Annotated in this window: 25 protein-coding genes; 10 read left to right on the forward strand and 15 right to left on the reverse strand. The window is 68.6% G+C overall.

Going from position 1 to position 23,237, the window contains the following annotated elements:
- Positions 1-8: 8 nt before the first annotated feature.
- The 4 genes from ACIOSY_RS01580 to ACIOSY_RS01595 all read left to right on the forward strand — a co-directional run bounded on the left by ACIOSY_RS01580 (position 9) and on the right by ACIOSY_RS01595 (position 2,042).
- The gene (locus ACIOSY_RS01580; protein WP_400847942.1) at positions 9-599 is read left to right on the forward strand and encodes a TetR/AcrR family transcriptional regulator; all 591 of its coding nucleotides are present in this window, start codon (positions 9-11) and stop codon (positions 597-599) included.
- Positions 600-687: 88 nt separating this feature from the next.
- Complete coding sequence (locus tag ACIOSY_RS01585) at positions 688-939, forward strand: toxin HicA (RefSeq protein WP_400847945.1); 252 nt, start codon at positions 688-690, stop codon at positions 937-939.
- A complete protein-coding gene (locus ACIOSY_RS01590; protein ID WP_400847948.1) occupies positions 936-1,271 on the forward strand; it encodes a type II toxin-antitoxin system HicB family antitoxin in 336 nt (111 codons plus the stop codon). The genes ACIOSY_RS01585 and ACIOSY_RS01590 overlap by 4 nt, the downstream gene beginning before the upstream one ends.
- A 66-nt stretch (positions 1,272-1,337) precedes the next feature.
- Entirely contained in the window at positions 1,338-2,042 is a 705-nt protein-coding gene (locus ACIOSY_RS01595; protein ID WP_400847951.1) for a spermidine synthase, read from the forward strand.
- A 58-nt stretch (positions 2,043-2,100) separates the two neighbouring features.
- Here the strand turns inward: ACIOSY_RS01595 and ACIOSY_RS01600 are convergent, their stop codons facing one another.
- Together ACIOSY_RS01600 and ACIOSY_RS01605 are read right to left on the reverse strand one after the other, a co-directional pair.
- Positions 2,101-2,793: an ABC transporter ATP-binding protein gene (locus tag ACIOSY_RS01600; protein WP_400847954.1), complete on the reverse strand. Its 693-nt coding sequence runs from the start codon at positions 2,791-2,793 to the stop codon at positions 2,101-2,103.
- On the reverse strand, positions 2,790-3,860 hold the full coding sequence (locus ACIOSY_RS01605) for an FtsX-like permease family protein (RefSeq protein ID WP_400847957.1): 1,071 nt from the start codon (positions 3,858-3,860) through the stop codon (positions 2,790-2,792). Before ACIOSY_RS01605 ends, ACIOSY_RS01600 begins: the two co-directional genes overlap by 4 nt.
- A 163-nt stretch (positions 3,861-4,023) precedes the next feature.
- Here ACIOSY_RS01605 and ACIOSY_RS01610 point away from each other — a divergent pair, with 163 nt between their 5' ends.
- From ACIOSY_RS01610 to ACIOSY_RS01630, 5 genes are all read left to right on the forward strand, one after another.
- On the forward strand, positions 4,024-5,208 hold the full coding sequence (locus ACIOSY_RS01610) for a sensor histidine kinase (RefSeq protein ID WP_400847960.1): 1,185 nt from the start codon (positions 4,024-4,026) through the stop codon (positions 5,206-5,208).
- Complete coding sequence (locus ACIOSY_RS01615; RefSeq protein ID WP_400847963.1) at positions 5,205-5,831, forward strand: response regulator; 627 nt, start codon at positions 5,205-5,207, stop codon at positions 5,829-5,831. Before ACIOSY_RS01610 ends, ACIOSY_RS01615 begins: the two co-directional genes overlap by 4 nt.
- 35 nt (positions 5,832-5,866) lie before the next feature.
- The gene (locus ACIOSY_RS01620; protein ID WP_400847966.1) at positions 5,867-6,844 is read left to right on the forward strand and encodes a hypothetical protein; all 978 of its coding nucleotides are present in this window, start codon (positions 5,867-5,869) and stop codon (positions 6,842-6,844) included.
- Positions 6,845-6,869: 25 nt separating this feature from the next.
- On the forward strand, positions 6,870-7,853 hold the full coding sequence (locus tag ACIOSY_RS01625) for an oxidoreductase (RefSeq protein ID WP_400847969.1): 984 nt from the start codon (positions 6,870-6,872) through the stop codon (positions 7,851-7,853).
- A 73-nt stretch (positions 7,854-7,926) separates the two neighbouring features.
- The gene (locus tag ACIOSY_RS01630; RefSeq protein WP_400847972.1) at positions 7,927-8,616 is read left to right on the forward strand and encodes a HEAT repeat domain-containing protein; all 690 of its coding nucleotides are present in this window, start codon (positions 7,927-7,929) and stop codon (positions 8,614-8,616) included.
- 34 nt (positions 8,617-8,650) lie between these two features.
- Here the strand turns inward: ACIOSY_RS01630 and ACIOSY_RS01635 are convergent, their stop codons facing one another.
- The 12 genes from ACIOSY_RS01635 to ACIOSY_RS01690 form a co-directional block, all read right to left on the reverse strand.
- Positions 8,651-9,466, reverse strand: a complete 816-nt coding sequence (locus tag ACIOSY_RS01635; protein WP_400847975.1) for a hypothetical protein — start codon at positions 9,464-9,466, stop codon at positions 8,651-8,653.
- 50 nt (positions 9,467-9,516) lie between these two features.
- Positions 9,517-10,617: a substrate-binding domain-containing protein gene (locus ACIOSY_RS01640; RefSeq protein WP_400847978.1), complete on the reverse strand. Its 1,101-nt coding sequence runs from the start codon at positions 10,615-10,617 to the stop codon at positions 9,517-9,519.
- 73 nt (positions 10,618-10,690) lie between these two features.
- Entirely contained in the window at positions 10,691-11,062 is a 372-nt protein-coding gene (locus tag ACIOSY_RS01645; protein ID WP_400847981.1) for a hypothetical protein, read from the reverse strand.
- 25 nt (positions 11,063-11,087) lie between these two features.
- Entirely contained in the window at positions 11,088-11,621 is a 534-nt protein-coding gene (locus ACIOSY_RS01650) for a hypothetical protein (protein WP_400847984.1), read from the reverse strand.
- Positions 11,622-11,708: 87 nt separating this feature from the next.
- Positions 11,709-12,404, reverse strand: a complete 696-nt coding sequence (locus tag ACIOSY_RS01655) for a YoaK family protein (RefSeq protein WP_400847987.1) — start codon at positions 12,402-12,404, stop codon at positions 11,709-11,711.
- A complete protein-coding gene (locus ACIOSY_RS01660) occupies positions 12,401-13,756 on the reverse strand; it encodes an allantoate amidohydrolase (RefSeq protein ID WP_400847990.1) in 1,356 nt (451 codons plus the stop codon). Before ACIOSY_RS01660 ends, ACIOSY_RS01655 begins: the two co-directional genes overlap by 4 nt.
- Positions 13,753-14,988: a pyridoxal-phosphate-dependent aminotransferase family protein gene (locus ACIOSY_RS01665; RefSeq protein ID WP_400847993.1), complete on the reverse strand. Its 1,236-nt coding sequence runs from the start codon at positions 14,986-14,988 to the stop codon at positions 13,753-13,755. Before ACIOSY_RS01665 ends, ACIOSY_RS01660 begins: the two co-directional genes overlap by 4 nt.
- Positions 14,985-16,592, reverse strand: coding sequence for an AtzH-like domain-containing protein (locus ACIOSY_RS01670; protein ID WP_400847996.1), 1,608 nt, complete (start codon positions 16,590-16,592; stop codon positions 14,985-14,987). Before ACIOSY_RS01670 ends, ACIOSY_RS01665 begins: the two co-directional genes overlap by 4 nt.
- Positions 16,589-17,734, reverse strand: a complete 1,146-nt coding sequence (locus ACIOSY_RS01675) for an acetamidase/formamidase family protein (RefSeq protein WP_400847999.1) — start codon at positions 17,732-17,734, stop codon at positions 16,589-16,591. Before ACIOSY_RS01675 ends, ACIOSY_RS01670 begins: the two co-directional genes overlap by 4 nt.
- Entirely contained in the window at positions 17,731-19,104 is a 1,374-nt protein-coding gene (gene allB, locus ACIOSY_RS01680; protein ID WP_400848002.1) for an allantoinase AllB, read from the reverse strand. Before allB ends, ACIOSY_RS01675 begins: the two co-directional genes overlap by 4 nt.
- Positions 19,105-19,108: 4 nt before the next feature.
- Positions 19,109-19,828 (reverse strand): aspartate/glutamate racemase family protein, encoded by a 720-nt coding sequence (locus tag ACIOSY_RS01685; RefSeq protein WP_400848005.1) that lies wholly within the window; start codon positions 19,826-19,828, stop codon positions 19,109-19,111.
- Complete coding sequence (locus ACIOSY_RS01690) at positions 19,825-21,492, reverse strand: NCS1 family nucleobase:cation symporter-1 (RefSeq protein ID WP_400848008.1); 1,668 nt, start codon at positions 21,490-21,492, stop codon at positions 19,825-19,827. The genes ACIOSY_RS01685 and ACIOSY_RS01690 overlap by 4 nt, the downstream gene beginning before the upstream one ends.
- Before the next feature lie 185 nt (positions 21,493-21,677).
- On the opposite strand from ACIOSY_RS01690, the gene ACIOSY_RS01695 reads away from it, so the two are divergent.
- A complete protein-coding gene (locus ACIOSY_RS01695; protein ID WP_400848011.1) occupies positions 21,678-22,292 on the forward strand; it encodes a helix-turn-helix domain-containing protein in 615 nt (204 codons plus the stop codon).
- A gap of 39 nt (positions 22,293-22,331) precedes the next feature.
- Here the strand turns inward: ACIOSY_RS01695 and ACIOSY_RS01700 are convergent, their stop codons facing one another.
- Positions 22,332-23,048 (reverse strand): GPP34 family phosphoprotein, encoded by a 717-nt coding sequence (locus tag ACIOSY_RS01700; protein ID WP_400848014.1) that lies wholly within the window; start codon positions 23,046-23,048, stop codon positions 22,332-22,334.
- Positions 23,049-23,237: the final 189 nt, after the last annotated feature.

The following is a 23,237-nucleotide window of genomic DNA, read 5'->3' on the forward strand; positions in this document are numbered from 1 at the left end:
CTCGGCGCATGGCCCAGCCCGTTCCCGAGCTCGCTCCCCTCACGCCCGGCGCACGCCTTGTGCTCGACGCCGCGTCGCTGCTGTTCTACGAGCGCGGCATCCACGCCGTCGGCGTCGACACGATCGCCGAGGCCGCCGGCGTCACGAAGAAGACGCTCTACGACCGGTTCGGCTCGAAAGAAGCGCTCGTCGTCTCGTATCTGCAGCACCGCGATGCCCGCTGGCGCGTGCACGTCGCCGAGCAGCTGGCGCGCGTGCCCGAGCCGGGAGCAGACCGCGTTCTCGCGATCTTCGACGCCGCCATCTCGTGGTCCGACGAGAACAGCCCCAAGGGATGCAGTGCCATCAATGCCCGCGCCGAGATCGGCGATGGCCACGACGGTCACCCGGTGTTCCCCGAGGTCGCCCGCCAGAAGGCCTGGCTGCGCGACCTCTTCGAAGAACTGTGCACCGAGGCGGGCGTACAGGATGCCCCAGAGATGGCCGAGGCCATGATGCTGCTCTACGAAGGGGCGATCGTCACGGTCGGCATGGAGACGTTCCCCGAGCCGTTCGCCGTGGCGAGGCGCTGGGCGGCGGGGCTGCTCGCGCAGGATTGAGGAGCGAACGGATGGACATCGAGTGTCGGTCTTGATCGCTAGATATCAATCTTGATCGTAAAGTATCAATATTGATACTATTCATCGCATGGCGAGAATCGAGAAGCTGCTCACACAGATGCGTGACAGTGCCGTCGGAATTCGTTTCGCAGATCTAGCCAAAGTCTGCGATCACTACTTCGGAGAACCTCGCCAGCAAGGAACCTCCCACCGGGTGTATCGAATGCCCTGGCAGGGAGATCCTCGTGTCAATATCCAGAACGACCACGGAACCGCAAAGCCATACCAGGTTCGCCAGGTGCTCGCGGCGATCGAGAAGATCGAGGAGGAGAGATCATGACCACGGTAGACGCAGACCACTACACGTACCGAGTCCGTTGGTCGGCCGAAGATGAAGCGTTCGTCGGCACAGTAGCCGAGCTTCCGTCGTTGTCGTGGATTGCGGAAAAGCAGCCCGACGCATTCCTCGGCATCCGCGCCCTCGTATCGGACGTGCTGAAAGACATGGAGGAGAACGGAGAGCCCGCCCCAGAAGCGATCGCCGATCGCTCATACTCGGGAAAGTTCATGGTCCGCCTGACCCCCGAGGCTCACCGACAGCTCGCACTCGACGCCGCCGAACAGCACGTCTCCCTGAACCGTCTCGCAGCGAATCGCCTCGTCGGGGCGTGAACCCGGTCGACCGCGCCACACCCTGACCCTGCGTAAGGTGGGAGGGCTGTCAACGAGAGGGTCGACATGATCGCTGGGTTCGAAGAACTCGACTGGCAGGACACGCGCATGGGTGAGCTCGTGCTGCGCCGCAGGGCAGACCCCTCGACGGGCGAGATGATCTACGAGGTCAAGCTCAAGGACGAGTACCTGATGTCGAGCCTCTTCACGGTCGCCGAAGAAGAACTCGCCACTCTCGGGCTCGCCGCCACCACGGGCGACCGGCTCAGCGTGCTCGTCGGCGGGCTCGGACTCGGCTACACGGCGGTCACCGCACTCGCCGACCCCCGCGTCGCGCGCCTCGAGGTGATCGACGCCCTTCCCGCGGTGATCGGCTGGCACGAGCGCGAGCTGCTGCCTGTCTCGCCGCAGCTCGTGCGCGATGAGCGGACCACCCTGACCCACGACGACTTCTTCGCCGTGGTGCGCCAGGCGCCGGATGCCTCGTCCCGACGCCACGATGCGATCCTGCTCGACGTCGACCACTCGCCCCGCCACACCCTCGACCCGACGCACGCCGATCTCTACACCGAGGCGGGGCTCACCGCGCTCGCGCGGCATCTCGCCGATCGCGGCGTGTTCGCCCTCTGGTCGGACGACCCGCCCGACGACGAGTTCATGACCACGCTCGCCGCGGTGTTCGACGACGCCCGCGCCCACGTCGTCGACTTCGACAACCGCCTCACCGGCGGCACCTCGTCGAACACGGTCTACGTCGGCATCCGTCGCTGATCGGTCCCCGGCGAACGCTGAGCCGCCGGCCGCCGCGCGGGCCGCGGCTCGCGCCTCGTCACACCCCCACGGGCACGTCGACCAGTCGACCGTCGACGAGGTGGACGACGCCGTGCATGCGCGGAAGGTGCACGAGGTCGTGCGTCACGAGCAGGGTCGACGTGTTCGACTCGTCGGCGAGACGCAAGATGAGATCGATGATGCTCGCACCGCGCTCCTGATCCAAAGCACTCGTCGGCTCGTCGACGAGAAGAACGCGGGGGTCGTTCATCAGAGCCCGGGCGATGTTGACGCGTTGACGCTGGCCACCCGAGAGCTGATGCGGCCGCTTGTCTCTCTGATCGCCGAGTCCGACGGCATCCAGCAGTTCATCCGCGCGGGCGGCCGCCTTCGCACGCCGGCGACGGCTGTGCCGCGCGCCGAGCTCGTTCATGACGGTCAGCTGCTCGCGGGCGGTGAGCGCCGGGATCAGATTGGATTGCTGGAACACGATGCCGATGCTGTCGCGGCGCAGCTCCGTCGCCTCACGGGCGTTCAGCCGAGTGGCGTCGATGTCGTCGATCAGCACCTGACCCGCGTCGGGGCGGATGAGGGTCGCGGCGACGGCGAGCAGGCTCGATTTGCCCGAGCCGCTGGGGCCGGTGATGCCGGTGACGGTGCCGGGGTGGGCGGTGAGTGAGACGTCGTCGACGGCGGTGACGCGGCCATCGCCGTCGAGGAACGTGAGGGTGATGTTGTTCAGGCGGATCATCGGTTGCTCCCGAGGGCGGTGAGGGGATCGGCGGAGGTGACGGAACGGAGGGCGAAGGCGGCGCCGGCCAGACCGAGAACGATCATGATCACGCCCGGCAGAAGCGTCGTCAGCGGACTGAGCAGGAACGGCAGCGCGGAGCCGGCGAGAGTGCCCAGTACGGCGACGAGACCCAGCCCGATCCCGATTCCCAGCAGCAGCACGATCAGGGCCTGACCGAGCGCGTCGCGCACGAGCGACCCGGTGCTGGCGCCCAGCGCTTTGAGCACGGCGACGTCGCCCTTGCGCTGCATCGTCCACACCGTGAAGAACGCACCGATCACGAGACCGGAAATGCCGAACAACATCATGACCATCAGCAGCAACGAGCCGATCTCCGAGCGGAATGCGCTCAGCGCCATCAGCGACTCGATCGACGTCTGCGAGAGGGTGCTGTTCGCGGTATCGGCCGCGTCCCAGTCGGGAGTGCCGGTGACCGCGAGCACGGTCGCGAAGGCATCGGGGTTGCCGGTCGCTGCGGAGTATGCCTGCCAGTCGTGCAGTGTCATCTGCACGACGGGCGTGTGGCTGTACCACCCGTCGCCGCCGATGCTCTCGACCGTGTAGGTGGTGCCGCCGATCGTGACGTCATCTCCGACGGCCGCGCCGAGGGCGTCGGCAGCCGGGTCGGAGAGGCCGAGACGGCCGTCCGCCGAGGGAGAGGTGGCTTCGAAGCCGGGTTCGACGCCGAAGACAGCGATCGCCGCGCGGGTGTCGCCGGTCTCGCCGCGGGTCTGGCTGATGCCGACGGGCCGTACGTTCGTGACGCCGGCGGTCGCCGCCCAGTCCGTGGCCTGCTGCTCGGTGAGGGCGGAGTCGGCGAAGCTCGCTCCGGACTCCCCCTCAGCGGGAGCCGAGAACACGATGCGGTCGGCCGGCAGCGCAAGCACCGCCGAGACGTTCTGGGTCGCAAGACCGCCCGTCAGCCCACTGAGGAAGCCGACGAGAACGGTGATGAGGGCGACGACGGTGCCGATCAGGAGGAAGCGGCCTCGGGCGAAGCGGAGATCGCGTAACGCGACGAACATGGTGAACCTTTCCTGTCACCGGATGCGGCGACCCTTCCACTCTCGCCGTCGGCTCCTGCCCGGTCATCGGCCACCCGAACACCGTTTCCCGGCCGGAGTACGGAGTCGTCAATCGTCCTTTCGGACGATGACCCGACTCGGGCGGCGGCGTAAAGTTCAGGCCATGGCACACACCGCACTGACCCCCGTCTTCGTGGGTCTGCGCACCGGTCTGCACGTGCTGTTCATCGCCCTCACCGCGCTCGTGATCGTGCGCGCGATCGTCGCGCCGACCGATGCGAGCGCCGCCGTGATCGTCGTCGCGATCGTGCTCGCGGCGACCTACGCGCTCGGTGCGGCGCTGACCCGTTCCCTTCGCGCGCGCGGCGCGCTGCAGCGGGTGTGGTTGGCGATCCTGACCGTCGAGTGGGTGGCGCTGCTGTGGCTCATCCCGGATGCCGCCTACCTGGTGTTCCCTCTGTTCTTCCTCTACCTGCACCTTCTCGGCCGGTGGTGGGGGTCGGCAGCGATCCTGGCCTCCACCGTGGTCGCGATCTGCGCCCTCGGTCTGCACAGCGGATGGAGCGTCGGCGGAGTCGTCGGTCCGCTCGTCGGTGCCGGCGTCGCCCTGCTGATCGGACTCGGCTATCAGGCGCTCGCCCGCGAAGCCGAGCAACGCGAGGCGCTCGTCGCCGAACTGATCGCGACGCAGAGCCGTCTGGCCGTGACCGAGCACGAGTCGGGTGTCCTCGCGGAGCGGGCGCGGCTCGCCCGCGAGATCCACGACACCCTCGCCCAGGGGCTGTCGAGCATCCAGATGCTCCTTCACGCGGCCGAGCGGGCCGACCCGGGCCGGCCCGGCATCGAGCACATCCGACTCGCCCGTGAGACCGCCGCGGCGAACCTCGCCGAAGCCCGCCGCTTCATCCGCGAGCTGACCCCGCCCCAACTCGACGACCAGACCCTGGGTGGGGCGCTGCGGCGTCTCGCCCGCACCCAATGGGCGAGCCAGGGACTCGACGTGCGGGTGCGCGTCTCCGACACGATGATCCTGCCGATGAACCTGCAGACCGCCCTGCTGCGCATCGCGCAGGGCGCGATCGCGAACGTCATCCAGCACGCCCGCGCCACCACGGCAACCATCACGCTCGCGATCGAGGCCGACCAGCTGCGCTTCAGTATCACCGACGACGGGGTCGGATTCGACCCGCTGCTCGGCGCGAAAGGCACCGCCGAGAAGTCGGACTCGTTCGGCCTGCAGGCCACGTCGGAGCGGGTGCAGCAGCTCGGCGGAGCGCTCACCGTCGATTCGTCGCCCGGCCGAGGAACGACCCTCGCCGTCGATCTGCGTCTGACGGAGCCGGCATGATCCGGCTCGTGATCGCCGACGATCATCCCATCGTGCGCGCCGGACTCCGGGCGCTGTTCAGCCTCGAACCCGACTTCGAGGTCGTCGCCGAAGCAGGCGCACCCGACGAGGCCGTCGAGCTCGCCGAGAGCCACAACCCCGACGTCGTGCTCATGGACCTGCAGTTCGGTTCGCACCAGGCATCCACCGGCGCCGACGCCACCCGGCGCATCCGCGCCCTCGATGCGGCCCCCTACGTGCTGGTGCTGACGAATTACGATTCGGATGCCGACATCCTCAGCGCCGTCGAGGCCGGGGCGAGCGGCTACCTGCTGAAGGATGCCCCGCCGCACGAACTCATCGCGGCCGCGCGCGCGGCCTCCGCGGGCGAGAGCGCGCTGGCTCCCGTCATCGCATCGCGGCTCCTCAACCGAATGCGCGCCCCGCAGATCAGTCTCAGCAGCCGCGAGATCCAGGTGCTCGAACTCGTCGCCGCCGGGCGATCGAACACCGACGTCGCCGCGGAACTCTTCGTCAGCGAGACGACCGTGAAGTCGCACCTCGCCCACATCTTCTCGAAGCTCGACGTGAGCTCCCGCACCGCGGCGGTCTCCGAGGCCCGCCGCCAGGGCATCCTCCGCTGACGCCTGCACGCGACCGTGGTTGCCATACTGAGGGCATGACCGCGCCCGCAGCATCCTCTCCCGTGACGGACTGGGCGGCGCACGTGAACCCGCGCGCCTACCGACGGTCTCGGCACGTGCTCGACGAGATGGTCGTCTCGGCAGTGCCGGAATACGCCGCGGCCGTAGACGCCGAACTCGACCGGTTCGACGAGGCCGCCATCGCCTCTCGCCGGAAGATGGATGCTCGCTACCAGCCCGCGTGGTTGACGAGTACGGGCGGCCACCGGCTGATGGGGGTCCTGCTCGTCGTTCGCCTCTTCGCCTTCGCCGCATTCTTCGCCTTCGTCTTCCCCAGCGGCGGCAGGTCGGGCACGCCCCTCCCGATCGAATGGGCGCCCACCACGCACTCCTGGGGGGCCGTTCTCCTCAGCGTGTCGGTCATCGCGCAGGTCGCCCTGCAAGCGCCGTACCGGCACCACGTTCCCCCGCGAGACGTCTTCGCCTGGGGTCCCGTGGTCTTGGGCGTTCCCAACCTCGTCTGGATGTTCCTGGTCCGTGAGAGCGGGATTCCCACACCCCCGTGGGCGCTGGTTCTCACGACCGTCGCGCTGCTGGTGAGTGGATGCTCCAGCACCATCCGGCTGGCGAGGCGCCGCCGCGATCCGAAACTCACGAAGAAGGCCGACGCTGCCGCGAAGGAGCGGCCTCGCGCACTGCGCAGGAACCTCCTCACACAGGCCGATGTGACAGCGCGCCGAATCGAAGACGCGTATGCGGCGCTCCCCGACGCACACCGGCGCCGCCTGGCGGATGAGCTGACGGCTGCGGCAGCGGCACTGCAGGAGCGCGGATTGGCGACGGTCACCCGACTGCCGGATGCTCCCGGCGAGCGCGGGATGTTCCCGGGATGGTTGCTGCTGTCGCACCGCGTCTCGAAGATCGGCTCGCGCGTCGACGGACGGGCGGAGTGGTTCGTGGGCGACTACGTCGACGAGAGAGTACGCACCGCGCCCCCGAACGCGTCCCGGTAGTCGCTGCAGATCGTACGATCGAGCCATGACGACAACATCCGACATGATCGCTCGCCAGCAGCCGCTCGCCACGGCCTTCGGCTATCGCACGACCGCCGCCGAAGTCATCGCGGGCCACGATCTGGCCGGCAAGAGGGCGATCGTGACCGGCGGATACTCCGGGCTCGGCCTCGAGACGGTGAAGGCGCTCGCTGATGCCGGCGTCGGTGTGATCGCACCGGCCCGCCGCGTCGAGGCTGCGACCACGGCGCTCGAGGGAATCGCCGGCGTGCAGGTCATGCCCCTGGATCTCGGGGACCTCGACTCCGTCGCGGCGTTCGCGGCGGGTGTGCGCGCGGCAGGGGCGCCGATCGATCTCGTCATCAATGTGGCCGGCATCATGGCGACGCCCTTCCAGCGAACACCCCAGGGTTGGGAGTCGCAGTTCGGCACGAACCACCTCGGCCACTTCGCTCTGCTCGGAGGCGTCGCCGACCTTCTGACTGAGGGAGCACGGGTCGTGTCGTACTCGTCGGTCGGTCACTACCGGTCGCCCGTGCGCTTCGACGACATCAACTTCGACGTCACCCCGTACGACCCCTGGGTGTCGTACGGGCAGGCGAAGACGGCGAACGCGCTGTTCGCCGTCGGGCTCGATGCGCGCGCTGCGGGCCGCGGCATCCATGCGTTCTCAGTTCACCCCGGGGGCATCATGACCGAACTGCAGCGCCACATGCCCCACGAAGAGCTCGTGAAGCGCAACTGGATCGACGCCGACGGCACCCCGAACCCGCTCTTCAAGACGCCCGCCCAGGGCGCCGCCACCGGGCTGTGGGCCGCCACCGCCCCCGAGCTGATCACCCGCGGCGGCACCTACGCCGAAGACTCCTCACTCAAGGGCGTCGTGCCGTCGGAGCACACCGACACCACCGGTGGCGGCGTCAAGGAGTGGGCCATCGACGTCGACGCAGCCGACCGGCTGTGGGACATCTCCGTGGCTGCAACGGGACTCGACCCGTTCGGCGGCTGAGCCGCCGGCAGGGACGGATGCCGCGGCGCGGGCTCGCTGTGCTCCCCTACCGCCCCTGTCCTAAGCTCGTCGCATGTCCGCGAAACAGGTGTGGGTGACGGCACTGCAGGGGCTCGACCGTGCGGAGATACCCGCGTACCTGAAGGAACAATCGGGTCTGCCCGGTCCGCGGGCGAACCTCACCCTCGTCGACGCCGTCGTCTCGCTCGCCGATCCGGATCTGGCTCCTCTGCTGCTCGACGATGGCGACGAGTACACGGCGATGTGCGCGGCCGCCCTGATCGGCAGGCGCGCCGATGACCCGTTCGCCGAGGAGCAGGCGCGAGGCCTGGCGGCCGATTCACGCTGGCGTGTTCGCGAGGGCGTGGCCATCGGGCTGCAGCACCTGGGCGACCGTGACGTCGCCTCGCTGATCCCAATCGCGCGCCAGTGGGCGGAGGATGCCGATCCACTCGTGCAGCGGGCGGCCGTCGCCGCGCTGTGCGAACCGCGGCTGCTGCACACAGACGCGGCGAAGGCGGCGGCGCTCGAGGTCTGCCGAATCGCGACCGAGCGCCTCGCCGCCCTACCGGACTCGCAGCGCAAGGGCGGTTCTGCCCGCACTCTGCGCCAAGCACTCGGCTATTGCTGGAGCATCGCCGTCGCGGCCAACCCCGAGCATGGCCTTCCGGCGTTCCGCGCACTCGACACTGCCCACGCGGACATCGCCTGGATCGTCGCCGAGAACCGGCGCAAGAAGCGCCTGTCGGTGCTGCTGCCCTAGCGCTGCGTCCGCGGCCATTTCGACCGAGCGCGGCTCACGCGAGGCTCGCCCGCTCGTCGGCCGACAATCGGATCCGTCCGAGCCGGATCCGCTGCCCGTCGGCGACGGTGCGGGGGATGGCAGCGACGAGCGGAGCATCCGTCGTCGGACCGACGAAGCACCCGCCGGTGTTCGGGAACCACGGCTCGGCGGGCACGGCTCGAAGCTTGCCGAGCTGCTGCCGGAGTCGACTCAGCATCTCGTCGCCGCGGCTTCGCGCGACCGTGCTCGACCGCACCGCTGCAACTGCTCCGCTGAAGGTGCCGATCGCCATGCCGGCGGGCGAGATCAGCATGACGGGGTCCCCGAACTTCCGCACGAGACTGTCGGCCGCCCCGCCGACCAGGCGGTAGTCGTAGCCCAGATAGGTCGGCCCCTCCGAGTGCACCTCGGTCAGACCGGTGTTCGCCTGCAAGGCGATCCACCCGTTCTGCCGGAACCACGCGAACTCGCGCCGCACCCGCACCGCGCTCGACACCATCGCAATGCCGACGAGCACCACGCCCAGCGCGACCCACCAGAGCCGGTGCTCGGTCAGCATGCGCTCCCAGACGGTGGACAAACCGACGGTGGGCAGCGCCTGAATCGGGTCGGCGAGCGTGAACACGAGCACCGGCACACCGAGGATCAGCCCGAGTATCGACCATTCACGGTCGGTGCGGATGCGCCGCCGGAAGCCGCGCAACGTGCTGGTCTCGCGTTCGAGATCGCGGCGAAGCGCGTCGGAGCGAGCGGCTCGTGCAGGATCGCGCCACTCCGGAGCATCCGCCCATGCCAATTCTCGACGCTCGGCGCCGTCCCCCGGTTGCATGAGCCGATCCTACGGGCGGTCGCGGTCATCGGCCGCGTGTCGACTCGGCGTCACGGCTGCGTGAGCGGTGCAAGGTCGGGATCGTCGGCGTAGACCTCCGCCGCGTTCTCGTGCGTAGCGAGCACGGGCGCCAACAGGTTCGTCGGGAAGTCGATGAACTGCTCTGTCTCGGGTCGCGAAGGCACGACCGTGACTTTCTCCCCGCCCTGCAGCTGCTCGACCATCGTGATCGCCATATCGACGAGGTCTCGCTCGTCCGTATACGTCGTCGCGTATTGCACGCCCGACACGATGGAGCTCACCGCGTCGGGAGCCGACCCCTGTCCGACGACGACGGGCACCTCGCGACCGTGGGCTGACACCGACTCGATGACGGCCTGGGCGTGGAGGTCATTCGGCACCAGCACCCCATCGAGCGAAACCGATTGGTACGGACCCTGAAGAAGCGCGTCCATACGCGTGATCGAGTTCTCCCGCCAGGATTCGGTGTCGGTTTCTTTGCGTGACACTTCACCGGAGACGACGACCAGCGTGCCGTCGTCGATCTTCGGCTGCAGGATGCTCATCGCTCCCTCGAACATCGTCGTGTCGTCGTCATCGGAGGGAACGCCCGAGAACAGTTCCACGGTGTACGTCGATTGCTCCGGGTACTTCTCCGCCAGACCCTCGAGCAGCGCCTTCGCCTGCGACTCCCCGACCTCGAAGTGGTCGACGGCGACTCCGTAATCGGCGATCGTTCCCCAGGGGTTGAGCCTTTCGTAGGCGATGATGATCACTCCGTCGTCGCGGGCATCGTTGAGCACGTCGACCGAGCGACCGATGTGCACATCTGCGATGATCAACACCTTCGCACCGCTGTCGATCATGTCTTCGATCTGCCCCCGCTCATCCGCCTTCGGACTCGGGTTCTGGAACTGCACATCCGCAGTGAACCCCGCTCCTTCGAGTGCTTCGGCGAACAGCTCACCGGTGTCGCGGGCCTGACCGATGTCGCCGTCCTCCTCCTCGGGCAGAAGAACACCGACCGTGGCATCCTCCGCGAACCCTGTCTTGTCGTCGGCGCCGTCCGCATCCCCGTCGGGCGCACACCCCGCGAGCATCAGCACTGCCATCAGGACCGCACCGGCTGAGCCGCTCTTCACCTTGCGCATGGATTCTCCTGGCGTTCTCGAGTGGGTTGTGCGGCGGCGGGTGACATCCGTGGGCCTGATTCACCCGACCGAATCACGACTTTCGTCGCGTCGCCGCCAAGATCATGAGGGCGCTCGCGGGAACGGCGAGCACGCCGATACCCGCCGTGTAGAGGGTTCGCCGGGTGTGACAGATCTCGTACTCGGGGCCGTCGGAATCGTCGGTCGATGTGACCCCGCGAGCGACCATCCTGTCTTCCGAAGACGCGCCCAGATCACGCGGCCATCCGGCGACGGCGATCGACGCGCACTCCGTGGTGTAACCCGGGTGGTCGTCGCCGTCGACCCCGAGGTGAATGCGGGACGGCAGAAAGAGCAAGACGATGATGGCGAGCACAGCGGCCACCCCGACGACGAGAAGCACTCGTCGTGAGACGTCGTGCCGTGGCAGCTCCTGCTCGGTCATCGTCTCTGCTTCTCTCTGTGAGGTCTTACGGTTCACGGATGCTGCGATACACGGGCGGGAACGCGAACACCGCCGCGAGCAGCGCCGCAACGGTGAGCACGGGAAGCGCCATTTCGATGCTCGGGGGGTTGTTCTTGCTGAGGAACATCGAAACCGTGAGCCATGCTCCGAGCGTGCCGGCGAGGAGAAGCCCGACGGCGATCGACAGCGTGATCTCCGCCGCCCTGGAGGCCGCACTCCGCAGCGTCACCGCCACCGCGATCAGGGTCGCGATGATGACGACCACGAGAACGATGAACGCGATTCCGAAGAGAACGTCGGCCTCATCGGCGTCACCGTCGTCGGTCGGGGCGAGGAGGGCGAGTGCGAGGTCGAAGAAGGTGACCGAGGTGTCCTCATCATCGACGGTGTCCCGCACGAAGGGAAGAACGAGCGAGGCGGCGAGCAGCACCTCGATGACCATGACGGGGAAGACGAGCACAGCGCGCTCCAGCTGCTTCACTCGCTCCGCGAGCAGGCGGGTGGCTACAGCTTCGGCTGCCGGTGGGCTTTGAGTCACGATATCTCCATCCTTTCGCGCAGGTGCCTCACCGTATCGGGTGCGGCTCGCCGAGGCGATGGGGAGGAGTGCCCGTCCGTGCGCGCCTCACGCCGGCACGTGCAGCGAGCGGTGGCCCCAGGCGACCACGACCAGCGTGAGCAGCGCCGCCACGAAGAGAGGCACGGCCACTCCGAAACGCAGCAGCACGGCGCCGGCGAGCGCGCCGGCGAAGATGATCGCGATCGCGGCGAAGCGGCGGTTCCACAGTCCCTTCGCCCCGCCCGAGACCAGCGACTCGCTCGCGAGAGACGTGAGGGTCGACGTCACCACCACGGTCGTGACATCGGCGACGGCGAGGCTGCGCGCGACCGCCGCCTGCACGCCCATGGCGGCCGCCGTCGCCGAGGAGGCGACGAGTTCCAATGCCGGAGATTCCGCCCACCCCGGCACCACGAATGCCAGCCCGAGCAGGCCCAGAACGGCGGCACCGCAGCCGAGCAGCATCGAGACCCCTCCGCTCCAGATCTTGCGTCGTGAGCGCAGCACCATGCCCCCGATGAAGGCCCCTGCGGTGAAGGTGCCGAGCGCGATCGCCGGACCGACGACCGGAAGGTCGTCGGCGCCCGCCACCGCCATGCCGAGGATCACGATGTTTCCCGTCATGTTGCCGACGAAGACGCGGTCGAGACCGAGGAATCCGACGGCGTCGACGACACCTGTGACGAAGGTCAGCACCATCATCATCCACAGCGTGACGGTGGGTGCTCGCTCACCGGAGCGCGGGCGGGTGATCAGCGTCATCGGCGGATCCTCTCGAGAGTGGTGCGGGATTCGGAGCCCAGCTGCAGCACGGCTTCGGCGAGGGCACGGATGCCGCGGGCGACGTCGGCACCCTCCACATGTTCGTCGGGGTGATGGCTGATGCCATGGGCGTTGCGCAGGAAGAGCATGCCGACACCGGTGATCGCCGCCATCGCCATGCCGTCGTGACCTGCCCGGCTGAAGATCACCGCGGGTTCATCGGCACCGTTCGGAAGCGTCGTCAGAATACCTTCGCGGACGACGTCCTGCAGCAGCGGGGCGCAGGTCACGGCCGCCGCTCGGTGCACCTCGCGCGCCTGCCACCGCAGCCCGCGCCGCCAGGCGATCGCTCCGAGGTCCTCGGCGATCCGGTTCCAGACCTCGTCTCGACGCTCATCGAACTCGCCGCGCAGATCGAGGCTGAACCGCACCTCGCCGGGAATGACGTTGACCGCCCCGGGGAACGCCTCGAATCGGCCGACCGTGCCGACGACATGATGCTCCGCCATGCAGATCCGCTCGACCGCGAGCGCCGCTTCGCTGGCTCCGAGAAGAGCGTCGTGCCGTGACGCGTAGGGCGTTCCGCCGGCATGGCGGGCTTCGCCCTCCATCACGAACTGGAAGCGTCGCGCGCTTGCGATCGACGAGACCACGGCGAGCGCCTCGCCTCGCTGATCGAGCTCGGGGCCCTGTTCGATGTGTGCCTCGAGGTAGCCGACCAGCTCCTCGGGGCGACGGCCCGCCTCGCCGACGCGGCCGGGGTCGAGCCCGAACTCCAGGAACGCCTGTCGCAGCGTCGTCCCTCCGGCATCCGTGAGGGTCCACCACTCGGGGTCCCAGGTGCCGGCGACGGCCGCCGAACCCAGCAGCGCCGTGCCGAACCGGGTGCCCTCCTCATCCGAGAAAGCGATGACCTCGATCGCGAAGGCGAAGGGCGAGATCCAGGAGTCGCCGGCGCGCACCCGCAGCAACCGCACCGTCTCGATGGCCATCAGCACTCCGACGATGCCGTCGTATCGTCCGGCATCCGGCACGGTGTCGAGATGGGAGCCGAGCAGCAGCGCCGGAGCATCCCGATCGACGTGCGGGTCCGCGGTGACCGAACGCGCCTCCAGCCTCCCCACCTGATTGCCCGCAGCATCCTGCCACGTCGTCATCCCCGCCTCGCGCATCCATTCGGCGACGAGGCGATTCGCGCGGGCGTGCTCCGGCGAGAGGTACACGCGTTCGATGCCGCTCTCCGCACCGCTGATGCGCGCGAGCTCCTCGCACCTCGTCATCACCCGTCGTGCAGCAGCCGTCACCCGATCGAGGCCGGCATCATCGAGGAACCGGTCGAGAAGCGCGCTCACTCGGCCCCCGCGTACGTGTCGCGGGCGGCGTCCACTCCCCCGCCCGCGGCGACGGGTGCCCCGAAACGACGCAGCACCGATTCGACCGCGGCGAGGGTGGTGAGCACCGCATCGCGTCGGGCGTTCACACCCATGGTCCCGATGCGCCACACCCTCCCGTGCAGCGGTCCGAACGAGGTGCCGATCTCGATGCCGAAATCATCGAGCAGCTCCTTGCGGGCGATGTCTCCGGGCACACCGTCGGGGATCTCGACAGCGACGACGTTGCTCATCTTGTGCGACACGTCGCCGAACACCTCGAGCCCGAGCCCGCGCACGCCGGCGAGCATCGCCTCGCCCGCGAGCCGGTGGCGTGCGATCACCGCGGCTCTCCCTTCAGCGACCAGCACCCGCGCGCACTCGCGTGCCGCGTAGAGCATCGACGTCGCCTCGGTGTGGTGGTTGAGTCGGCGCGGCCCCCAGTATTCGAGGATCATCCCGAGATCGAAGTAGTTCGACCGCACGAAATCGGTCGCGTCGGCGTCGTCGGATTCACGGATGCCCGCCTCGATCTTCTTGCGGGCCTGCACCACCTCGACGGCGCGTGGCGAGAGAGTGACCGGCGCGGATCCCGACGGGCCGCCGAGGCACTTCTGCAGTCCTGCGGTCGCGGCATCGAGTCCCCAGGCATCCGCCTCGAACTCGTTGCCGCCCAACGACGCGGTCACATCGGAGTAGAACAGCACGCCGTGCCGTGCGCAGATCTCGCCCAGCTCATCGAGGGGCTGATTCATCGTGGTCGACGTGTCGCCCTGCACGATCGCGAGCAGGGTGGGCTGCACCCGTACGATCGCCTCCTCGATCACCGACACCGGGAACACCTGCCCCCACTCGGTCTCGATCGTGTGCACCTCGGCGAGCGCACGCTCGGCGATCTCGGCGAGCAGATGGCCGAAGCGCCCGAAGATCGGCACGAGCACGCGGTCGCCCGGGCGCACGAGCGAGAGGATGGCCGCCTCGATGCCGGCGCGCGACGTGCCGTCGATCAGAAGGGTCGCCTCGTTGGCGGTTCCCCAGACGCTCCGGTAGAGCTCCTGCGTCTCGGTCATCGCCGACGTCATGAAGGGGTCGTATTGGCCGACGAGAGGCGCCGACATCGCCCGCAGCACGCTCGGGTACGCCGACGTCGGGCCCGGGCCCATCAGCAGGCGGGCGGGTGGGTCGATAGGGCCGGGGATCACGGCATCCGTCATGGTTCTTCCGTTCTGTGGGTCGTCGAGGACGCGAGCCGCCGGGCGAGTCGCACGAGCGCGATGTCGGTGCCGGGGCGAGAGAGGAGGGTCACTCCGACCGGCGCGGGTCCGAGCGCGGAGTCGACGGTGAGCAGCGGCACCGATGCGGCAGGGAGTCCGGCGACGGACGCCGGACTGGTCACACGCAGCGTGGCCTGCCGCACGAGGTCGAGTCCCTCGCCCCGGGCCGTGCGCAGAGGAGCGGGGCCCGGCACCGTCGGTGCGATGACCACCGCGTCGCGCACGAGGCGCACGAGTCGGTCGCGCGGTGCGACGAGCGCGGCCCGCGCGACCGTCTCGTCGTGGGCGGTCACCGAGGCCGCGTAGCGGAAGCGCTCGGCCACCGACGCTCCGAGAGCGGACGGATGCGCCTGCACCCACTCTCCGTGGTTCCGCCAGGCCTCCGCGGCCTGGACGGTGCGGAACGGCGTCGAGTAGTCCGCCAACGGGCCGATCGACTCGCGATGCACGTCCGGCGCGTCGTCGCTCGCAGCGAGCTCGAGCAGCATCTCCTCGAAAGCGTCGCGCGTGGCCGGGTCGCAGGCGTCGACCATCTCTTCGGCCACCACGAGGCGCCAGGGGAGATCGGCATCCGACTCCCCTTGGACGCTCTCCGTCGACTCGGATCCGCCATAGCTCAGGCACCATTCCGCCACACGCAGCAACGTCTCGCCGTCGCGGGCGAGCCACCCGACGGTGTCGAACGTCTGCGCGAGCGGGAGCAGTCCCTGCCGCGGGATCAGACCGTGTGTGGTGCGCAGCCCCCAGAGTCCCTGGTACGACGCGGGTACCCGGATCGACCCCGCAGTGTCTGTGGCGAGGGCGACATCGGCCTGCCCCGTGGCGACGGCGGATGCGGCTCCGCTCGAAGACCCTCCGGGCAGAGCGCCGGGGAGAGCACCGTTCGGAGGGGTGCCGTAGTGCGCGTTGTCTCCGGCGATCGAGTAGGCGAACTCGTCGGTGCGTGCGATACCCCGCAGCGATGCTCCGCCGCGCAGCAGGTCGGTGACAGCCGGAGCGGTGCTCGGCTCGGCGCGCGCACCGTCGAGGTAGGTCGGGTTGCCCGCCCCGATCCGGTAGCCCTTGACGGCGAAGAGGTCTTTCACCGCGACGGAGAGACCGGCGAGCGGCCCCTCCCAGGCGCCCTGCCAGAGCGGGTCGCCGACGGTGCGCCACACCGAACGGTCCAGGGCTGGCGATCGCGGGGTCACGTGCGCCGACACGATCAGCCAGCGATCGTCCTCCCGTTCCCAGATCTGGGTCTGCAACCCGGTGCCGCCGCCGGCGTAGCGGGAGACCGAGACCAGGAGCGCGATGTCAGCGCCGAGCGGACGGTATTCGATGCGCTCGATCGAACGGGTGGGAACTCCCCCACGCGTGCTGCGGAAAGCGCTGATCGCGTCGTGGCCCACCAGGAGCCCGGCATGGTCGCCGCGCATCGTGCCGGGCCGTCGGCTGAAAGACGCGTCGAGCACGTCGAGGTCGTTCGCCAGGATGGCCCGCTCGTACTCCGCGAACGCGCGCGAGAGATCGTCGGGGATGCCGTGATCGAAGGTGTCGCTCATACGATCTCCTCACTCTCGCGTGCGGCCGGGCGATCGACGCGGGCGAAGTCCGACTCGCGGATGCGTGCGTGCACGCCGCACACGATGTCGACGACCTGCGAGATGTCGAAGTCGGTCGCCGCCGACAGGTAGGCGTATGCGAGGTGCTCGTCGAGGCCCCACCGAGCCCGGATGAGCCCCAGCGCGGCGCGCACGCAGTTGCGCATCGCGACGTCGAGGTCGGGATCGAGGCCGGTGGGAACCAGATACTCCGGCGTACGGATGAGCGGTCCGAGCACCTCACCGAATTCGGAAAGGGCCTCCGCGCGCGGCACCACGTCGAAGCGCAGCGTCGCACGCAACGACGCCTCCATCGCCGTGAGCGCCACCTCGCCGTCGCCCTGCGCGAAGTGCGGGTCACCCACGTAGGCGAGCGCACCGGGCACCTGCACCGGCAGATAGAGCGTCGCCCCCTCGGTGAGCAGCTTGATGTCGATGTTGCCTCCGTGGGCACCCGGTGGCACCGAGTGCGGCCGCTCGGCATCGGCGACGGCCACGCCCATCGTGCCGAGGAACGGCTCCAGCGGGAACTCGACGAGAGCGGGGCCGCCCTCGTGCACCGGCAGAACGCCGACGAGCCCCGTCGGCCGCTGCGCCACCGCGGTGAACACGCTCACGGGTCCCGCGCTGCGGGGCAGCTCGCCGGCGAGCGCGCCCTTGCCGTGCCGGTTGGAGATCACGCCATAGGGCACGCGAGGTTCGAGGCGCAGCACCGTGATGCGGAGAAGGTCGCCGGGGCGGGCATCCGTTACCCGGATCGGCCCGGTCACAACGTGCGGTCCGTCGTGACCGGGGTCGCGGGAGAGAGCGCTGGCGATGGCGATGGCGTCGTCGAGCACCGCCTCGGCCGGTACGCCATGCGCCCCGAAGTAGGCGAGCGGATCTTTCCCCTGGTCCTCGAGGATGCCCTCGTGACTGACGGTGTCGATCGTGACGGTCTCGCCCGACAAGATCTCCAGCACTGCGTGATCGGTCGCGCACGGGAGCCTCCCCCACAGCACGTTCTGCGGCGCCGCCGATAGGTATCGTTCTCCATCGACCTCCTCCTGCCGCGGCTGCAACACCGGAAGGGAGAGGTCGAAGGCGGGCCGATCTGCAGTCATGCGCGTGCCTCCCCGGCCGAGAGAATGCGCCCCGATGCCCGTCGCCGGAACCACGGCGCCTCTCCGGCCCCGCCCTCGGTGACGTCGTAGATCGGTCGGCCGCGCAACCATGTGCGACGGATGCGCCCGGTGAGAGTGCGACCGTCGTAGGCCGTGATGGGGTTGCGGTGCAGCAGTGAAGACGCGCGGATGGGGAATCGATCCTCCGTGCCGAACACGGTGAGATCGGCGGGGGCGCCGACCTCGATGGTGCCGACACCGGTGAGGCCGGCGACCCGGGCAGGGCCCGTCGTGAAGAGCGGCAGCAGGGTTTCGAGCGGGATGCCGCGCGTGCGGGCCTCGGTCCATACCACCGACAGCCCGAGCTGCAATCCCGAGATGCCACCCCAGGCCAGACCGAAATCTCCGTCGCCGGCGCGCTTGAGCGCGATCGTGCTCGGCGAATGGTCGCTCACGATGGCATCGATCGCGCCGGAGCGGATGCCCTCCCACAGCAGGTCGCGGTTGGAGGCCTCGCGGATCGGCGGACAGCACTTGAACTCGCTCGCCCCGTCGGGGATGTCTTCGGCGATCAACGTCAGGTAGTGCGGGCAGGTCTCGACCGTCAAGGCCAGCCCTTCCGCCTTCGCGGCGATGATCACCGGAAGCGCGGTCGCGTCACTGAGGTGCAGGATGTGCGCTCGGGCACCGGTGCGCCGGGCGGTCGCGATCACGGTCTCGATCGCGGAGGCCTCGCTCGCCGGCGGGCGAGACTCGAGGAACGTGCGGTACTCGCGCCCCATCGGACCGTCGGCCTGCAGGAGCGCCGGATCCTCGGCGTGCACGATGAGACGGGACCCGAGGCGGGCCACCTCGGTCATCACCGCCTCCAACTGCACGACGTCGAGATGCGCGAACTCGTCGACGCCCGATGGCGAGAGGAAGCACTTGAAACCGAAGACGCCCGCGTCGTGCAGCGCGGCGAGATCGGCGAGGTTCTCGGGCACGGCGCCGCCCCAGAATCCGACGTCGACGAACGCCGACGGAGCGGCGGTGTCGCGCTTCCGGTCGAGTGCGGCGCGCGTGGTGGTCGGCGGCAACGAGTTCAACGGCATGTCGACGATCGTCGTGATGCCCCCGGCCGCAGCCGCGAGGGTGGCCGAACGGAACCCCTCCCAAGCGGTGCGACCGGGGTCGTTGACGTGCACGTGCGAGTCGATCAGCCCCGGAAGCAGGACCGCATCGTCACGCACGGTGACGCTGCGGCGCGGGGCACCGCGCGGAACGTCGATGCCGGTGATCATGCCGTCCTCGACGCGCACGTCTGCGGGACGGATCGTGCCGTCGATCCAGGCGCGCGTGGCCCGGATGGTGAAGCGAGTCCTGCTCATGCCCTCAGATGCTCCCGACCAGCGCGGCTCGTCGTGGAGGCGTCGCGTACTCATCACGCTTGCTCGTCCCCACACCCATCCGCACCATCCCCGCGGCGATGCCGACAGCCGCGCCGACACCGTCGACCACGGGCACACCGACGCGAACCCCGAGTGTCCGGCACAGATCGGCCATGCCCGCGCAGCCGAGCACGATCACATCCGCCTCGGCATCCACCGCGGCATGGCAGAGTTCCGCGATGCGCTCGAACGACTCCGACGACGTGTCCTCCAGATCGAGCACGGGGATGCCGGTGCCGGCCAGTGACACGCACGCCTCGCCCATGCCGTAGCGGGCGACGAGATCGCGCGCCCTGCCAAGGGTTCGCGTGAGCGTCGTGACGACACCGAACGATCGTCCCGAGATCGCGGCGACGTGCATGGCGGCCTCCGCGATTCCGACGACGGGCACGTCGACGAGCTCGCGCGCGGCATCCAATCCCGGGTCGCCGAAGCAGGCGATCACATACGCGTCGCTGCCACCGCGGCGCTGATCGTCTTCGATGAGGTCGATCACCGCGACGGCGGCGAAAGCCTCATCGACGTGACTCTCGATCGCATCGGGGCCGTCCACGGGGCAGACCGCATCGATCTCGATATCGGGTCCGGCCACCTCCCGGGCGGCGACCGCGATCTTCGCGGTCATCGCCCGGGAGGTGTTCGGGTTGATGAGCGTGATCTTCACGCACGCCCCTCCGAGATCACAGGCACCTCGGCGGAGATGGGCGACGGCTCGGACTCGGCGGTCGCCGCAGCGCCGTCGCTCGTGCCGTCGGAGATGCCATCGCTCTCGCCCTCGAAGGTCGGCACCTTCGGGTCGATCCGCTCGAGCACGGTGAAGGCGAGGAAGCCCAGCCCGCACCCGATGAACCAGGTGAAGTTGCCGATCCACGAGATGTCGAACAGTCCGAGGTCGGCGAGCATCTTGGGAAGCACGGCGATCAGGATCGTCGGAACGCCCGCCCAGGCCAGGGCCTTGAGCGCGTTCGGGTTGTAGCCCTTGCTGTACCAGTAGGCACCCTGCTCCGACATCGAGAACATCTCGTCGGTCTTGATCCGCTGACGCGCGGCGATGTAGTACCCGGCGATCAGCAGTCCGAACAGCGGGCCGATGAGCGCGGCGAGCACACCGAGCGAGTAGTGGATGGCGGTGGCGTCGGAGTACCAGTTCCACGGGAGCAGGAAGACCGAGCCGACGGCGGCGATCATGCCACCCATGCGCCACGAGATCTTCTGCGGTGCGACGTTCGAGAAGTCGAACGCGGGGGCGATGAAGTTCGCGACGATGTTGATCCCGACCGTGGCCGTGACGAACGTCAGGCCACCCAGCAGAATCGCGACGGGGGTGTCGATGCGCTCCACCGTGTGGATCGGGTCGGTGATGAGCTCGCCGAATACGGGCACGGTGGCGGATGCCGTGATGACGACCAGCAGGGAGAAGAACAGGAAGTTGACCGGGAGGCCCCAGAAGTTGCCCTTCTTGACCGCGTCGAAGCTCTTGCCGTAGCGGGCGAAGTCGCCGAAGTTGAGCATCGGACCCGAGAAGTACGACACCACGACGCCGATCGCCATGAACATCAGTCCGATCGATCCCCAGAATCCGACCGCCGGCTGGCTCGGGTCGGAGAGGTCGAAGCTGATGTTCTCCCATCCGGCCTGCGAGACCAGGTAGATGGCCAGGATGATCATGACGACGTAGACGGCAGGACCCGCCCAGTCGATGAAGCGGCGGATGACCTCCATGCCCTTCCAGAACAGGGCGACCTGCGCGACCCAGAGGATCGCATAAGAGATCCAGCCGAGTGCGGAGAGACCGAGGAAGCCCACGTCGAGAAGCGCGGCAGCCCCCGGGATGAACTTGAGGAAGATGATGTTCAGGGACTGCGCGGCGAGGAACGTCTGCACGCCGTACCAGGCGATGGCGATGACCCCGCGGATCACGGCCGGGATGTTCGCGCCCTTCACGCCGAAGATCGCGCGGTTGACGACGGGGTAGGGCACGCCCGTCTTCTGGCTCGGCTTCGCGACCAGGTTCGTGAACACCTGCACGATGACGATGCCGACGACGAGAGCCACGAGCACCTGCCAGGCGGCGATGCCGAGTGCGAAGAGCGAGCCCGCGGTGACGTACCCGCCCACGGAGTGAACGTCCGACATCCAGAACGCGAAGATGTTGTACGACGACCACTTCTGCTTGCGCAGGGGCGCGAGGTCTTCGTTGGCGAGGCGAGGGTCGTACTCGGGTTTCATGTTGCCGGAGCCGGTCGGGTGCCCGGCGGCTTCGACGATGTCCTGCGGTTTCGTCTGCGGAGACGCCGATGTGGGCGCCTGCGTGTGCGGAGGAGTCATTTCCATACCTTCCGGAGGAGGCCAGGAGGCCTGCTGTCATGAAGACGATGACCACGACGTCGGGGTCCGGATTGGTGATACTGAGAATGAAGCTATTGATTAACATCGCTGCGCGGGTTTCGCGCATGTAACGTCGTTGTGAAGTTCGGCCTTCACTCGCCCCGAGCTATCCGTAGAATCGAGACATGCCGCACGCCGACAACGCGCTCGCTCCGCTCCCCCCGGGCCTCGACGTGGGTGCGCGCCTCCGCGATCTGCGCAAGGGGCAAGGGATGTCGGCCCGATCCCTCGCACTTCGGCTGGGCATCTCGCCGAGTGCGGTGTCGCAGATTGAGCGCAGCGTTCTGCAACCGAGCGTCTCGCGGCTGATCGCCATCACCGACGCTCTCGGTGTGCCGCTGGCGGCGGTCTTCGACGCACGCATCGAGCCGGCCGCCGAGCCCGAGGCTCCTGCGGGCGGATTCACCCTGGATCGCGCAGGACACTCCTCATCGGTGACACTCGAGAGCGGCGTGCTGTTCCGTCGACTTTCACCGGGGCGCACACCGGGCGTGGACTACTTCGAGTCGACGTATCCTCCCGGCGCGAGCGCTCACGCCGAGGCCGGGCTGTTCCGCCACGACGGCTACGAGGTGGGAACGATGATCTCCGGAGAGCTGACGATCGACTTCGATGCTGAGCGTGTCATTCTTCGTGCGGGCGACGCCATCAACTACCCCTGCTCATTGCCCCACCGCATCCACAACACGGGCACGGAAGACGCCGTCGCCCGGTGGCTGATCGTTCACCCCGAGCACTGACGCAGCCCTTCGGGGTTCCTGATCAGCGGAGCATCCTGATCAGTCGGGTCGCCCGAGTGCCGACACGGTCGTCGCGAACGCCGTCGAAGCGAGCTGTGCAACCAGCGAGCTCAGGATGAGGTCTGATGCGGCCTTCGCGCCCCAGTCTCCCCGCTCGAACTTCTTGCCGCGGGTATGGATCTCGCCGGACCAGGGAATGTCCGCGTGCATGGCCGGCAGGTTGTTGCTGGCCGAGAGCAACGCGATGAGCGCGGCAGTCCGGGAGTCGGGTTCCACACCGTCGACCAGCGCCGCCCGCACCGGGGCGAGCAGACGGTCACGGGTTCCGGTGGCTCCTGCGACGAGCGCGTGCGTCGGGATGAAGCCGAGGAAGCGGCGTGCTTCCTTGTTGATGTCACCTCTCTCGATGAGGCGGTCCAGAGTGGTCTCCCGCGATCGTTTGCCGATGTCGATGACGAGCGACCTGATCCCGGTGGTCTGCTCGGGGACCCTGCTCCAGGCTCCCCGCAGCAGCGACGAGGCCGGCCCGTCGCCGACTCGTCGAGCCTTGCGCTTCGCCTGGTCGAGTTCGATGTGCCCGTGCATGGCGAGCTCGGTGATCATCGCGCCGCCCAGCGCGTACATCAGATTCAAGCCCTCGCCGGCGATGGTTCCGTTGCGCGGGTTGAACAGAAGAAGCATGAGCGCCTCGGGGAGCGTCGCTTCTCCGCTGTCGCCGGGTCCCACGGGTTCGGGAGTCTGGGATGCCTCGCTCATCGTGTCTCTCCATCGATCGAATGTCGAAACCCCGCCGGCCGCCCAGCCGCCTGAACGAGGTGGATGCGCGACAGGGCTGCGTGCTCGTTGCTCAGGACGTGAACACCACACTACGTTGCGGGTCCCGACGCGAAGCTCGACTCTGGGGTCGCGAACCAAAGTGCGCAGCGGCTAAACCGCCGCGATCAC

Source organism: Microbacterium sp. NPDC087665 (genome assembly GCF_044743285.1).
Lineage (GTDB): Bacteria > Actinomycetota > Actinomycetes > Actinomycetales > Microbacteriaceae > Microbacterium.

Excerpts from the sequence above, each read along its gene's own strand:
- ACIOSY_RS01610 (WP_400847960.1), top strand. The coding sequence starts at position 4,024 with ATGGCACACACCGCACTGACCCCCGTCTTCGTGGGTCTGCGCACCGGT.
- ACIOSY_RS01695 (WP_400848011.1), top strand. The coding sequence starts at position 21,678 with ATGCCGCACGCCGACAACGCGCTCGCTCCGCTCCCCCCGGGCCTCGAC.
- ACIOSY_RS01700 (WP_400848014.1), bottom strand. The coding sequence starts at position 23,048 with ATGAGCGAGGCATCCCAGACTCCCGAACCCGTGGGACCCGGCGACAGC.
- ACIOSY_RS01675 (WP_400847999.1), bottom strand. The coding sequence starts at position 17,734 with ATGACTGCAGATCGGCCCGCCTTCGACCTCTCCCTTCCGGTGTTGCAG.
- ACIOSY_RS01665 (WP_400847993.1), bottom strand. The coding sequence starts at position 14,988 with ATGACGGATGCCGTGATCCCCGGCCCTATCGACCCACCCGCCCGCCTG.
- ACIOSY_RS01630 (WP_400847972.1), top strand. The coding sequence starts at position 7,927 with ATGTCCGCGAAACAGGTGTGGGTGACGGCACTGCAGGGGCTCGACCGT.
- ACIOSY_RS01645 (WP_400847981.1), bottom strand. The coding sequence starts at position 11,062 with ATGACCGAGCAGGAGCTGCCACGGCACGACGTCTCACGACGAGTGCTT.
- ACIOSY_RS01600 (WP_400847954.1), bottom strand. The coding sequence starts at position 2,793 with ATGATCCGCCTGAACAACATCACCCTCACGTTCCTCGACGGCGATGGC.
- ACIOSY_RS01580 (WP_400847942.1), top strand. The coding sequence starts at position 9 with ATGGCCCAGCCCGTTCCCGAGCTCGCTCCCCTCACGCCCGGCGCACGC.
- ACIOSY_RS01605 (WP_400847957.1), bottom strand. The coding sequence starts at position 3,860 with ATGTTCGTCGCGTTACGCGATCTCCGCTTCGCCCGAGGCCGCTTCCTC.
- ACIOSY_RS01590 (WP_400847948.1), top strand. The coding sequence starts at position 936 with ATGACCACGGTAGACGCAGACCACTACACGTACCGAGTCCGTTGGTCG.
- ACIOSY_RS01615 (WP_400847963.1), top strand. The coding sequence starts at position 5,205 with ATGATCCGGCTCGTGATCGCCGACGATCATCCCATCGTGCGCGCCGGA.
- ACIOSY_RS01655 (WP_400847987.1), bottom strand. The coding sequence starts at position 12,404 with ATGACGCTGATCACCCGCCCGCGCTCCGGTGAGCGAGCACCCACCGTC.
- ACIOSY_RS01585 (WP_400847945.1), top strand. The coding sequence starts at position 688 with ATGGCGAGAATCGAGAAGCTGCTCACACAGATGCGTGACAGTGCCGTC.
- ACIOSY_RS01690 (WP_400848008.1), bottom strand. The coding sequence starts at position 21,492 with ATGACTCCTCCGCACACGCAGGCGCCCACATCGGCGTCTCCGCAGACG.
- allB (WP_400848002.1), bottom strand. The coding sequence starts at position 19,104 with ATGAGCAGGACTCGCTTCACCATCCGGGCCACGCGCGCCTGGATCGAC.
- ACIOSY_RS01620 (WP_400847966.1), top strand. The coding sequence starts at position 5,867 with ATGACCGCGCCCGCAGCATCCTCTCCCGTGACGGACTGGGCGGCGCAC.
- ACIOSY_RS01595 (WP_400847951.1), top strand. The coding sequence starts at position 1,338 with ATGATCGCTGGGTTCGAAGAACTCGACTGGCAGGACACGCGCATGGGT.
- ACIOSY_RS01635 (WP_400847975.1), bottom strand. The coding sequence starts at position 9,466 with ATGCAACCGGGGGACGGCGCCGAGCGTCGAGAATTGGCATGGGCGGAT.
- ACIOSY_RS01625 (WP_400847969.1), top strand. The coding sequence starts at position 6,870 with ATGACGACAACATCCGACATGATCGCTCGCCAGCAGCCGCTCGCCACG.
- ACIOSY_RS01670 (WP_400847996.1), bottom strand. The coding sequence starts at position 16,592 with ATGAGCGACACCTTCGATCACGGCATCCCCGACGATCTCTCGCGCGCG.
- ACIOSY_RS01640 (WP_400847978.1), bottom strand. The coding sequence starts at position 10,617 with ATGCGCAAGGTGAAGAGCGGCTCAGCCGGTGCGGTCCTGATGGCAGTG.